The following is an 11353-nucleotide window of genomic DNA, read 5'->3' as shown; positions in this document are numbered from 1 at the left end:
CAAAAATGAGAGGACTTGCGAGCCCTCTCATTTTTTATATAACCTATCTGCCGGACATTCGCGTCCATGATCTTCGGCACAGCCACGTTTCCCTCTGCATTGAGCTGGGCTACTCCATCGTTCTGGTGGCGAGGCGCATCGGCGATACTGTTCCCGTCGTCATGCGAACTTATGCCCATTTGTACCCCAACAAGCAGCAGGAGCTTGTGTCGAAGCTGGAGGCCATCGGCTCCCCCACTTCTAACAACGATGACTCTGATTTGATGTCACTCGGCTAGGCTGAAAACAGGTGATGTCACGGCCCGTTTTGTGATGTCATGATGTCAAAAAAGCCCCGGAAAGTTTCGATTTCTCGAACCTTTCCGGGGCTTTCAAATTATTCTTCGATCACTCGAGCTCGGTAAGTTTAGATCTTAACTAAACAAATTTGTTTAGTGATGCTATTTGGGGATGTTCATTTTTCCATGAGATTACCGTGGTAGATGCGGCTTGCTGATTTTTTAGTATCAGGATAGTATCACACAACCAGCGGGATCTCTGTGATTATTATAACGTATTTACGTTCAGGAAGCAACTGTCTTTTAAGGATTACTTCTTGCTTGCATCTGCCAGATAGTTTTCTCCCCATTTACACATCGCATCCAAAATAGGAATGATGCTTCTCCCAAAGTCGCTGAGCGAATATTCTACCTTTGGCGGCACAACAGGATAAACTTTCCGAATAACCAAGTTATCATTTTCAAGCTCCCGAAGCTGCTGTGTCAGCATTTTAGGCGTAGCCTTGGGAATCAACTTTCCTATCTCATTAAAGCGCAAGGTATTATCAATCAAATGCCACAGAATAAGTGCTTTATATTTCCCACCAATCAAATCGAGGGTTGCTTCAACCGGGCAGCTAAAGGTACTTGGACATTTCATTTTTCTCTTCCCTACACTATCTTTTTAGGTAGTATATAACAAAAAAGTGCGTTCTTGCTTTTTTGAAAACGACTGATAAAATCATAGCATAGGCCGACTGAATTATCAAGACCCTACACAAATTTACACTTTCAGAAAGGACCATCACATTATGGATTTTTTGACACTTGCAAAGAAACGGTATAGTGTACGCGCTTACACAAAGCAGAAGGTTGAGAAGGAAAAGCTGGATGCCATCTTAGAGGCAGCTTACGTTGCACCCACGGGTGGTAATTGCCAGCCTCAACACCTGATTGTAGTGCAGAGTGATGAGGGCCTTCGTAAAATTGGAAAGGCCACAAATATCTATGGTGCGCCGCTGGCAATTATCGTTTGCAGCGATACAAATAAGGTCTGGACACGTCCCTTTGATGGTAAAAAGCTGACCTATATTGATGCAAGCATCATTACCGACCACATGATGATGGAAGCCACCTACTTAGGTTTAGGAAGCGTATGGGTATGCTATTTCAAGCCGGACATCCTGAAGGCTGAATTTAAGATTCCCGACAACCTTGAACCGGTCAACATCCTTGTCCTCGGCTACGCCGACACCTCTCGTGAAAAGGCTCTGTCCGCAGATCGCCATGCAAAAATGAGAAACTCTCTTTCTGCCATGGTATCTTTCGAGAAGCTTTAACTTAAAATTATATCTTTATATCATTCTATTTTCTCTGGCACGTCCAACCATTAAGTTTTTCTTAATAGTTCCAACTGCTAAACTCGAACCATCCAAAAATCCCGGATAGTTGACAGACTGCCCAAGTTATTAAGCAACGCTTAACAACTGCCCTGAACTCTTCGGATTTTCCGAAGAGTTGCCCCTATAATGTACAGACCCCCGCCAACATTCGCTGACGGGGGTCTGCTATGCTTACAGCTCTACGCTGTTCTGCCTGTTCTTCTTCTGGCTTCTATCCGCAGTCTGCTCCTGCTCCCTCATAAGCCCAATGACCTGCTGCATCTTTCGGCACCGAAATAGTTCCATACTCGCCTGAAATCACGTTTCATCGCATAGAGCTGAGAGTTTTCAGCCTCCACCTCTTTCAGCCGCTGGCTTAGATGATGGGTAGCTTTCTTCTCGTCCTGATAGAAGTGCAGATACTTATCCCGCTCATCCTTGACCTCCCAGTACTTCCGATGGAGGGCAAAGAGTACCTTCACCAACTTCTGGATCAGCGGCATGGCCTTCTTCTCCCGATAGCTCTTGGCGGTCTCAAATGTGGCTGCTTCTGGCACCCATTCTTCTGGCCGCTGGGAGTATTGCGCTGACAGGTTTTCCAAACCTTCCATAATGGGAGCCAGCTTGTTCAGCTTCTGGCTCTGCTTCTGGTAGGTCAGCTCTGCTTTCTGTACCCGCTGTTCAGCGGCTTCTACGGCTGTCTGCGCTGTTTCCAGCTGTTCCTGCATCTCGGTCAGGTCGGTCTGGCACTCCTGCTTGGCAGCTTCCAGAGCCGCTACCTCTTTACTACGCTCCTGCTTTTTGAAGTCCAGCACAGACAGGTGCTCTTCGTGGGTGCCTTTCTGTTCCCACTCGATGCCGTGCCGCTCCATCACGGCGGCAAGCTGCTCTTTCTCGGCGTTGATCCACTGGTTCAGCTCGGATTCCCGTTTAGAACCGCCTGCAAAGCCCAAGGCTTTCAGCGCCTGCTTCAGGGACACCTTGGTGTCCAGTCCTTTGCCCTTCCAGCCGGACACATACGGCACGAAGTCGATGTGCAGATGGGGCGTAGCTTCGTCCATGTGGAGGAAAGCTCCGAACACCCGCAGTGTCGGGTTACGTTCTTGGAACCCCTGCATATACTCGTCAAGCAGTTCCTTTGCCAGTGCGCCGTTCTCGGTCAGGACGCCCATATCATCTTTGTTGCCGATCTGGACGATCAACTCATGGAAGAGCTTTTCCTGCTTGCCTGTCCGCAGGTGCTCATAGTAGTCGTCGATACAGCGGTCCTTGCGCTTCTGCTTGGCATTGTAACGCTTCACTGCCTCGTCAAACAGTTCGTGGTACACCTTCTGAATCGACTCATCCCGGTACACGACATTCAGGCTGCTGCGCTTCGGGTCTACGTTTTCAGCGGTGAAACTTCTCCGGTTATGGTTGAGGGAGCCGGGATCCCGCATTGCGGAAATGGTTCTTTTCAATCGCACGTCCTTTCTCTGTGGAAGTAACTGGTGCCGGACACGGCAAAGGCTTTGTTACTTTCGTCGAAAGTAACGCAAAAGCACTTTTGACAGACGTTCCGTCCATCAAAAGATGCCTTTGCGCTGCCGGGGGCTTCCGTCTGCGGACGGGGTTACGCTGTACCTCGCCGCTGCCCGGTCCAACACCACCTTCCTGCGTGATTGCATTCACAGGAGCGTGACACGCTCCTGTACTTTGCCAATAGAGGGACTCACCAGCGGAAGCTTTCTGGCACGCCTCGTCTGTCCAGATACTCCTGCCGAGCCTGCTCCCGCTGTTCCTCGGTGGGTGCTGTCTTGTACTGGGCATACAGCTCATGCCGCAACATCGCATCCAATTTTTGCTCCAAGCCCTGCTCAATGACCTCTTCGTACTCATTTTCGCCGCTTAAATGATAATGCAGCAAGGCGACGAAAAGTTCCTGCGAAATCTGCACATTTTTCATCATTATCACCATCCCGTGTCGGTTGTGTCGATTGTGACGGTATTTTACATAGTAGCAAAAATACCGTCACAACCGTCACGAATCGTCACGCCCCAGAATTTTCCAGCGTTAATTTGACCACCCTGCCCTCATGGGTGCGCCTGCTTTCGTACCGAATCCCATAGTCGTTGTAGAGCCTGTCGGCACTCACATTCAGCTTCCGGGTCAGGATGTTTGCCTGTATGCTCATACCCGGCAGACGTTCCAGCAGTTCCGTGGGCGCACCACTCCACTCCGGCTGTTCCGGGGTGAGCATCTTTGCCACCGCTTCCAGAAGCGGGTCGGGCGGCAGCTTCCAAAGTTCCGTTTCGGCTCCTTGGAACTCCCACACGCAGCGTTCCCGGTCAAACTCCAATGTCAGCTCCTGATCCGGCTGGTCACGCCCCACGATGTCCAGTAGTGCGGTGTTGTCCGTGCGCCGCTTCTTCTGCATGATGAACGCGCCATCCGCTGCACCCAACAGACCGTTGGTGCCGGAGATCATATCAAAGCTGTCCTCGGCTTCCATCTTCCGGGTGTGATGAACCACCAGCAGGCAGATGCCGTACCTGTCGCTGAAAGTTTTCAGTTTGGTCACGATCTCGTAGTCGCTGGCGTAGCTGTATCGGTCACCGCCGATCTCCCGCACCTTCTGCAGGGTGTCGATGATGATGAGCCGTACATCCGGGTGCTCCCGGATGAATCCTTCCAACTGCTGGTCAAGTCCCTCGCTCACGGACTTAGCTTGCGTTGCGAAGTAGAGATTGCTGGTCTCCTCTACCCCGAACATCCGGGAGAGCCGCCGCTGCAGCCGGGCGTAATCGTCCTCCAATGCAAGGTAGAGGACGGTGCCCTGATGCACCTCGTACTCCCACAGCGGAAGCCCCATCGCCACATGGTAGGCGAGCTGCCCCATGAAGAAGGACTTTCCTACCTTGGGCGCACCTACGAAGAGGTAGGTGCCACTGTACAGCAAGTCGTTCACGATGGGTTTCCGAGGTGGATACACTGTGTCGTACAGCTCGGTCATTGATACCGTGTTCAGCCCGAAATTGTTTGACTTTTTCGCGGCTTGCAGATTGATTTGCTTGTCCGAATTTGTTATAATATTGATGGTAATTTTATCAGACGACTGTACCGCATCTGCGCCAACAGATGCACCCGGTACGGTCGTTTTTCTATTGTCCGTCATTCGCATTCCTCCTTAAGTCCGTTCAACGTCAGAGCCACCATTTGCAGGGTCTCCAGCAAGTCCGGCGGAACCTCTTCATCCACGGCCAGCCGCTGCAATTCCTGATAGATCAGCTTCATCTGGTCTCGCAGGGCTTTGTAGACCCTTGGGTTGCCTACTACGATGATTTCCCGGTCGGTCAGACGGCGGATGATATACTCCTGTTTGGTCAGCCCGGAGAGCTTTACTTTGGCTTCCAGAACCTCGTCCTCTTCCGGGGACATTCGGAAGGCTACCACCTTGTTCCGCCAGCGGCCTTGCTGGTCGAGTACTCGTTCCATCTTCATCCCTCCTTTCGCTCCATGTCCAGCTTCTGCGCCATCTCCTGCTGCTTTGAGGGGAAGAGGTGGGCGTACTTATAGGTGATGTCCACGCTCTCATGCCCTACCCGGTCTGCGATTGCCAGAGCCGAAAAGCCCATCTCGATCAGCAGCGACACATGGGAGTGCCGCAGGTCGTGGATTCGGATCCGCTTCACCCCGGCTGCCTTGGCTCCCCTGTCCATCTCGTGGTGCAGGTAGCTCTTGGTCACCTCAAAGATCCGCTGGTCTGGCTGGACTTTGTAGAGGGATTTCAGATAGTCTCTGATCTCGTCCGTCAGAAACTGTGGCATCTGAATGACCCGGACGCTCTTGGGCGTTTTCGGGTCAGTGATCACATCCCGGCCTTTCAGCCTTTGATAGGATTTGGTGATGGAGAGCAGCCCCTTGTCCAAGTCGAAGTCTGCCGGAGTCAGAGCCAGCAGCTCGCCCTCCCGGATGCCGCACCAGTAGAGGACTTCAAAGGCGTAGTAGGATTGCGGCTTGTCCATCATGACCTCTGTGAACTTGAGGTACTCTTCCTTTGTCCAGAAAAGCATTTCCTTGTGCTTTTCTGACCCCATGCACCCGGCTGTGGCTGCTGCGTTTGATTTCAGCCCGTAGAACCGGACGGCGTGATTCAGAATGGCACTGAGTTGTCCATGCAGCGTCTTGAGGTAGGTCGGCGAGTAGGCCTTGCCATTTTTGTCCCGGTAGTTCAGCATCTCGTTCTGCCATGCGATCACATCCCGCGGCCTGATCTCACTGAGCCGTTTTTCCTTGAAGTACGGCAAGATTTTCGTTCGGATGATATGCTCCTTGGTAAACCATGTGTTTTCCCGGAGTCGCTTTTTCTTGTCTGTGATATAAATTTCCACGAAGGCTTCAAAGGTCATGGTCAGGTCTGCTGCCTGCTGAAGAAGGAACTCCCGCTCCCACGCCAGAGCGTCCTTCTTGGTGGCAAACCCCCGTTTCAGCTTCTTCTGCTTCACACCTTGCCAGTTCTCGAAGTAGAAGGAAGCGTACCATGTGCCCTGTTTGCTGTCCTTGTAGGCTGGCATCCTATCACTCCTCTCCTGCCCCGTAGATCTTCTCCTGATAATACCTCCTGCTCACCCGGCCTCCTACGGTCGTGTAACCCTTGGCCTTCAGTTCCTCGTTCCACTGGGCGATCATCTTGTACGCCAGACCCTGGGAGATGTCCAGCTCCTTTGCCAGCTCGTCTGCCTTGATAAAAATGCTGTTTGCCATTTTTTGTCCTTTCCTTGTCGGTTTCGTTTCGGTGCCGCTTCATCCTCGCTGACTTCCGGCAGGCATATCCCCTTTGCGGTGCTGTGCCGTCCCCTTACGGAGCGCTCACTTCCTTTCGGAAGGTCTTGGCGGTTTGGGTCAGTTTGGCGGTCATTCAATTTTACTAAGCATTTTTGCTTATCTTTTCGTGTTCTCATTATACTAAACACATTCCGTTAAGTCAAGAGGTTTTCGGGTAAAATCTTAAACTTTTTTGTTTATTTTCTATTGCACCTCCTGTTTTTCTGTGCTATACTATACTTAACAAAAATGTTTATCGCAAGGTTAAAGCACCTTACGACAAAACCAACCTATTTGCGATATGCAGTCCAACGGTGTTGTCAACGAATCAAAAGTTGGACTGCAATAAGTCAGGAGGTAATCGCATGGCAGTCGGTGACCGCATCAAACGTGCCCGCAACCTCCGAGGTATGACCCAGAAAGAACTGGGCATTGCCATCGGGTTTGAGGAGAAAAGCGCAGACATCCGCATCGCACAATACGAAAGCAACACCCGCACTCCTAAAGAAGAGTTGCTCCGCAAGATTGCGGAGGTGCTGGACGTGAACTACCGTTCCCTCTATGAGCCGACCCTGTACGCCGCAGAGGATGTGATGTACACTCTGTTCGAGCTGGACGAGCACTATCCCGGCACCCGGCTCTACGAAGTCATAGACACCACCGACCCAGATTTCCCGGAAAAGCACATGGCAGTCAGCTTCCGCTATCGTCTGCTGGATGATTTCTTAAAGGAGTGGCAGCTCCGTAAGAGCAGCTCCGGGAGGGCGAGATCACCAAAGAAGAGTATCTGGAATGGAAGCTCAACTGGCCCCAGACCGCCGACGACTGCGGCCGGTACGAGCCGAAGAAAAAGTGGCGTAAAGAATAAAAGACACAAAAATGCCCTCTGAAAAACTTACCGTTTCTCAGAGGGCATTCTCATGTCTCTCTTTATGAATAATCGCTTGATAGTATCAAAGCAGTATCACAGAGCCTTTTGACTCTCAAAATATTGCATTGCATCAATACTTTTCAGGGTTTGCAGATTACTCGAGCTCGATCGTTGCCGGCGGTTTACCGGTGCAATCGTAGAAGACGCGGTTGACATGCTTGACTTCATTGACGATGCGGCTGGTGACAGTGCCCAGGACATCCCAGGGCATGTTATAGCTCTCAGCGGTCATGAAATCGGTGGTAGTGACGGCGCGCAGGGCCACGGCGTAATCATAGGTGCGTTCATCTCCCATGACGCCCACGCTGCGCATGTTGGTCAGAGCTGCGTAATACTGATTGATTTCCTTGTCGAGGCCGGCCTTGGCGATTTCCTCGCGCCAGATGGCGTCGGCATCCTGCACAATGGCAACCTTTTCGGGGGTCACTTCGCCGATGATGCGGATGCCCAGGCCGGGGCCGGGGAACGGCTGACGGCTCACCAGATACTCGGGCAGGCCCAGCTCACGGCCAACCTGACGGACTTCGTCCTTGAACAGGTTGCGCAGGGGCTCCACCAGCTCCTTGAAGTCCACGGTGTCGGGCAGGCCGCCAACGTTGTGGTGGCTCTTGATGACGGCAGACTCGCCGCCCAGGCCGCTCTCGACCACATCCGGGTAGATGGTGCCCTGTGCCAGGAAATCTACCTTACCGATCTTCTTGGCCTCTTCCTCGAACACACGGATGAACTCCTCGCCGATGATCTTCCGCTTGCGCTCCGGCTCGGTGACACCTGCCAGCTTGCTGAAGTAGCGCTCGCGGGCATCCACGCAGATGAAGTTGATATCAAAGCCGTTGGCATTGCCCGGGCCAAAGACGGCACAGACTTCCTCTTTCTCGTTCTTGCGCAGCAGGCCGTGGTCCACAAAGACGCAGGTCAGCTGCTTGCCGATGGCCTTGGCCAGCATGGCAGCCAGCACGGAGGAATCGACACCGCCGGACAGGGCGCAGAGCACTTTTCCGCTGCCGATCTTCTCCCGCAGAGCCTGCACATTGTGCTCCACGAAAGAGTCCATCTTCCAGTCGCCGACGCAGCCGCAGACATTGTACACAAAGTTACGGAGCATCTTCTTGCCCTCAGCGGTGTGGAGCACCTCCGGGTGGAACTGGACAGCATACAGGCCCTTGGCCTCGTTTTCCGCAGCTGCCACCGGGCAGTTGACGGTGTGCGCCGTGACCTTGAAGTCCGGAGCTGCCTGCTCAATGTAGTCGTTGTGGCTCATCCAGCAGATGGTGGAAGGCTGCACGTCCGCAAACATCTTGCTGCTGTTGTCTACAAAGACTTCCGTCTTGCCGTACTCACGCTCCGGAGCGCGGCAGACATGGCCGCCCAGCAGATGCATCATGAGCTGGCTGCCATAGCAGATTCCCAACACCGGCACGCCCCAGGAGAAGATCTCGGGGTCGATGGTGGGCGAATCCTCCAGATACACGCTGTTGGGTCCGCCCGTAAGGATGATGCCCTTGGGATTCTTGGCCTTGATGGTGGCAAGGTCGGTCTTATAGGAATAGATTTCACAGTAGACATTGTTCTCGCGGACACGGCGCGCGATCAGCTGATTGTACTGGCCGCCAAAGTCCAGCACGATCACGGTTTCATGCTGCATGAATGTTCTCCTCCCTGCTGTTTCACAAATGATTGATAGATATTGTTAGTATAGCACATCTGCCAAAGAAAAGCGACATCTTTTGTGAAAGTTTTCCGAGAAATCCGCAGTTTCGCTCCAGACACCCGCTTTTGGGGCGTTTGCGGGCACATCATGCCGTTCTTTCATACCATTTCTCCGGAAGTTGCATGGTGAAAGCCTTGATTTGCGGCAAAGAATTTTTTATACTTTGAATCAGAATCTCAACACACGGGGCCGCGTCCAAAAGTGAGGAGAAGTATCACGGAGGGCATCTTTGGTGCTGAGGGCCTGATGCTCACCTCCATCTTCCTCATCCCCCAGCGGATGGCCATGCGGTCAATGGGCGTGAGCTACTTTATGCAAGGTGCCGGAGCTGCCCCCACCACTCCGGAAGAAAAGCGTGCTCACCGGAAAGCCGTTATCCTCAAGACCATCCGGCATCCCTGCACCGTGGCCGAAAAATACAACGGCGACTCCGCCTTTGCCAGCAAGTGCGTGGCCGTTTCTACAGCGCTCTCCCTCATCACCACCCCGCTGTGGTGCCTGGTGGCATAAAACGATCTTTTAAAAGGCTCTTTCTGCCGCGGCAGAGAGAGCCTTTTCGTTTACCCTTGTTGAATCTTCTTTACCAGTTCGAGATACGGCCCGGCGTATTTTTCATACAGCGGCTGAACCAGCTCGCGGAAGCGTTCCTTTTCCTCGTCCGAGAGCTGAATTTCCCGGCAGCCCGCGGCCAGTACCGTCTTGCGGGCGGCGGCCTCCTGCTGGGTCCAGAGTTCCCGCTCATACCGGGCGGACTCCCGGGCACACTCCCGGAGGACACTGCGGTATTCATCCGGCAGCTTTGCCCAGGTCTTGCCGCTGGCCAGCTGAATTTCCGGCACACGGCTGTGCTCGTCCACCAGATAATACCGGGCCACCTTGTAGTGTTCCATGGCCAGGTAGGCAGGCCAGTTGTTCTCGGCCGCATCAATTTTATCCGTTTCAAAGGCGGCATAGACGTCACTGTAGGCCAGTGTCACGGGGTCACCGCCCAGCAGCTTGACCATATCAATGACCACATTGGCGTCCTGCACCCGGATGGTCATGCCCTGCAGGTCTTCCAGGCTGCGGAGGGACTTGTCGGAGTAGAACGAGCGAGCACCCGCGTCGTACCAGCTCAGGCCCACCATATCCCGCTCTGCAAACACCCGCAGAAACTCTTCCCCAATGGGCCCGTCCAGCACCCGCCACATGTGGGCGGCATCCTCATAAAGGCAGGGCAGCTGGAGCACGTTCAGCTTGGGCAGGTCAGCTGCCAGCACCGAGAGGGAGAGCCGGGCAAAATCAATGCCGCCAATGGACAGCTGCTGCCAGACTTCCTGCTCCGTGCCGTATTCCCCGCCGGACTTGACCTGAATGACCACCTTGCCCCCGGTGCGCTCTTTGACCAGCGCCGCAAACCGCTCCGCGCCCTGGGTGGTGGGGTAATCAGCGGGCTGGTTGTCCGCATAGGTCAGCACAAAATCCGGCGTGACGGTCTGTTCTTTGCTCCCGCAGCCCGCCAGCAGGCAGACCAGCAGGCAGACCGCCGCCAGCAGCCAGAATTTCCTGCGCATAGTTATCACCTCAAGGGTAGTATAGCGCATCCGGGCCGGGCTGTGCAAGCCTGATTTTGCGGCTTGAAGATCTCCCGTCCCCGGTACACCTCCCGGAAATCCCGCCCGGTTCGCATCCGACTTCAGGGTTCGGAGCCCGGCACGGTCTGCCAAAGTTTTTTCGGACATAAAAAACGCCGCATCGTACAAAACGATGCGGCAAAAACGAAAATCTCCCCGGTAGACATTCCTACTGGTCGGGACCCGCGCACGAAGCAACAGCGACGAGTTGCGTTAGCTGATTTTTCCGCAGCCCCTTGGCGGGGCTTTGAAAAATCAGAACGCGGCCCCAACAGCTCCTCCCTGTTTCAGCCACTGGCTGCGGTCGTCGCCGTTGCACTGGCTGATTGCTTGCCCTGCCTACGGCAGGGCCGTGCTGTTCGAATCCCTCTAGATCCCAAAGCCAGTGCGTGACTTATGTGTATACAAAAGAAAAGCAGCAGCGTTAAAATTACGCTGCTGCTAAAAGTGGACCTAGAGGGATTCGAACCCTTGACCTCTCGGATGCGAACCGAACGCTCTCCCAACTGAGCTATAGGCCCATAGCAACAATCCGAACCGCTCCCCTTGCGAGAAACAGTTCGGATCGTTTTTATTTGGTCCGAGTGGCGAGAATCGAACTCACGGCCTCTTGAACCCCATTGTGCTTCTCTCGAAAACACAATGTACAATCCGA

At 53.5% G+C, this 11353-nt stretch carries 13 protein-coding genes and 1 tRNA gene; 4 read left to right on the top strand and 10 right to left on the bottom strand.

Features of this window, described 5'->3' with window-relative positions:
* Positions 1 to 5 precede the first annotated feature (5 nt).
* Positions 6 to 278, top strand: a complete 273-nt coding sequence (locus DXA70_RS05875; RefSeq protein WP_128117877.1) for a hypothetical protein — start codon at positions 6 to 8, stop codon at positions 276 to 278.
* A 310-nt stretch (positions 279 to 588) separates the two neighbouring features.
* Here DXA70_RS05875 and DXA70_RS05870 read toward each other — a convergent pair whose 3' ends face one another.
* Positions 589 to 918, bottom strand: a complete 330-nt coding sequence (locus DXA70_RS05870) for a helix-turn-helix domain-containing protein (RefSeq protein WP_128117876.1) — start codon at positions 916 to 918, stop codon at positions 589 to 591.
* Positions 919 to 1069: 151 nt separating this feature from the next.
* On the opposite strand from DXA70_RS05870, the gene DXA70_RS05865 reads away from it, so the two are divergent.
* Entirely contained in the window at positions 1070 to 1597 is a 528-nt protein-coding gene (locus tag DXA70_RS05865) for a nitroreductase family protein (RefSeq protein ID WP_128117875.1), read from the top strand.
* Between the two features lie 299 nt (positions 1598 to 1896).
* Here the strand turns inward: DXA70_RS05865 and DXA70_RS05860 are convergent, their stop codons facing one another.
* From DXA70_RS05860 to DXA70_RS05830, 6 genes are all read right to left on the bottom strand, one after another.
* Positions 1897 to 3099 (bottom strand): plasmid recombination protein, encoded by a 1203-nt coding sequence (locus DXA70_RS05860; protein ID WP_243001138.1) that lies wholly within the window; start codon positions 3097 to 3099, stop codon positions 1897 to 1899.
* 251 nt (positions 3100 to 3350) lie between these two features.
* Positions 3351 to 3584 carry a complexin-2 gene (locus DXA70_RS05850; protein ID WP_097778380.1) on the bottom strand — a complete coding sequence of 78 codons (234 nt, stop codon included), beginning with the start codon at positions 3582 to 3584 and terminating at the stop codon, positions 3351 to 3353.
* Between the two features lie 85 nt (positions 3585 to 3669).
* On the bottom strand, positions 3670 to 4794 hold the full coding sequence (locus DXA70_RS05845) for a helicase RepA family protein (RefSeq protein WP_128117873.1): 1125 nt from the start codon (positions 4792 to 4794) through the stop codon (positions 3670 to 3672).
* Positions 4791 to 5120 carry a hypothetical protein gene (locus tag DXA70_RS05840; RefSeq protein WP_128117872.1) on the bottom strand — a complete coding sequence of 110 codons (330 nt, stop codon included), beginning with the start codon at positions 5118 to 5120 and terminating at the stop codon, positions 4791 to 4793. Before DXA70_RS05840 ends, DXA70_RS05845 begins: the two co-directional genes overlap by 4 nt.
* On the bottom strand, positions 5117 to 6193 hold the full coding sequence (locus tag DXA70_RS05835; RefSeq protein ID WP_128117871.1) for a site-specific integrase: 1077 nt from the start codon (positions 6191 to 6193) through the stop codon (positions 5117 to 5119). Before DXA70_RS05835 ends, DXA70_RS05840 begins: the two co-directional genes overlap by 4 nt.
* A 4-nt stretch (positions 6194 to 6197) precedes the next feature.
* Positions 6198 to 6383 (bottom strand): hypothetical protein, encoded by a 186-nt coding sequence (locus DXA70_RS05830; protein ID WP_055184318.1) that lies wholly within the window; start codon positions 6381 to 6383, stop codon positions 6198 to 6200.
* A gap of 425 nt (positions 6384 to 6808) precedes the next feature.
* On the opposite strand from DXA70_RS05830, the gene DXA70_RS05825 reads away from it, so the two are divergent.
* Entirely contained in the window at positions 6809 to 7333 is a 525-nt protein-coding gene (locus DXA70_RS05825) for a helix-turn-helix transcriptional regulator (RefSeq protein ID WP_347553501.1), read from the top strand.
* Positions 7334 to 7468: 135 nt separating this feature from the next.
* Here DXA70_RS05825 and guaA read toward each other — a convergent pair whose 3' ends face one another.
* Positions 7469 to 9019, bottom strand: coding sequence for a glutamine-hydrolyzing GMP synthase (guaA, locus tag DXA70_RS05820; RefSeq protein WP_112147765.1), 1551 nt, complete (start codon positions 9017 to 9019; stop codon positions 7469 to 7471).
* Positions 9020 to 9286: 267 nt separating this feature from the next.
* Here guaA and DXA70_RS05815 point away from each other — a divergent pair, with 267 nt between their 5' ends.
* Complete coding sequence (locus tag DXA70_RS05815) at positions 9287 to 9595, top strand: hypothetical protein (RefSeq protein ID WP_128117870.1); 309 nt, start codon at positions 9287 to 9289, stop codon at positions 9593 to 9595.
* Positions 9596 to 9645: 50 nt separating this feature from the next.
* Here DXA70_RS05815 and DXA70_RS05810 read toward each other — a convergent pair whose 3' ends face one another.
* Together DXA70_RS05810 and DXA70_RS05805 are read right to left on the bottom strand one after the other, a co-directional pair.
* Positions 9646 to 10638, bottom strand: coding sequence for a TRAP transporter substrate-binding protein (locus DXA70_RS05810; protein ID WP_022257395.1), 993 nt, complete (start codon positions 10636 to 10638; stop codon positions 9646 to 9648).
* A gap of 508 nt (positions 10639 to 11146) precedes the next feature.
* Positions 11147 to 11219: transfer RNA gene (locus tag DXA70_RS05805), tRNA-Ala, on the bottom strand.
* Between the last annotated feature and the right edge of the window lie 134 nt (positions 11220 to 11353).

Source organism: Faecalibacterium sp. OF04-11AC, assembly GCF_003460645.1.
Taxonomy (GTDB): Bacteria; Bacillota; Clostridia; order Oscillospirales; family Ruminococcaceae; genus Faecalibacterium; species Faecalibacterium prausnitzii_I.
The sequence above is the reverse complement of the archived record's forward strand: the minus strand, read 5'-3'. Positions and strand labels throughout refer to the sequence as shown.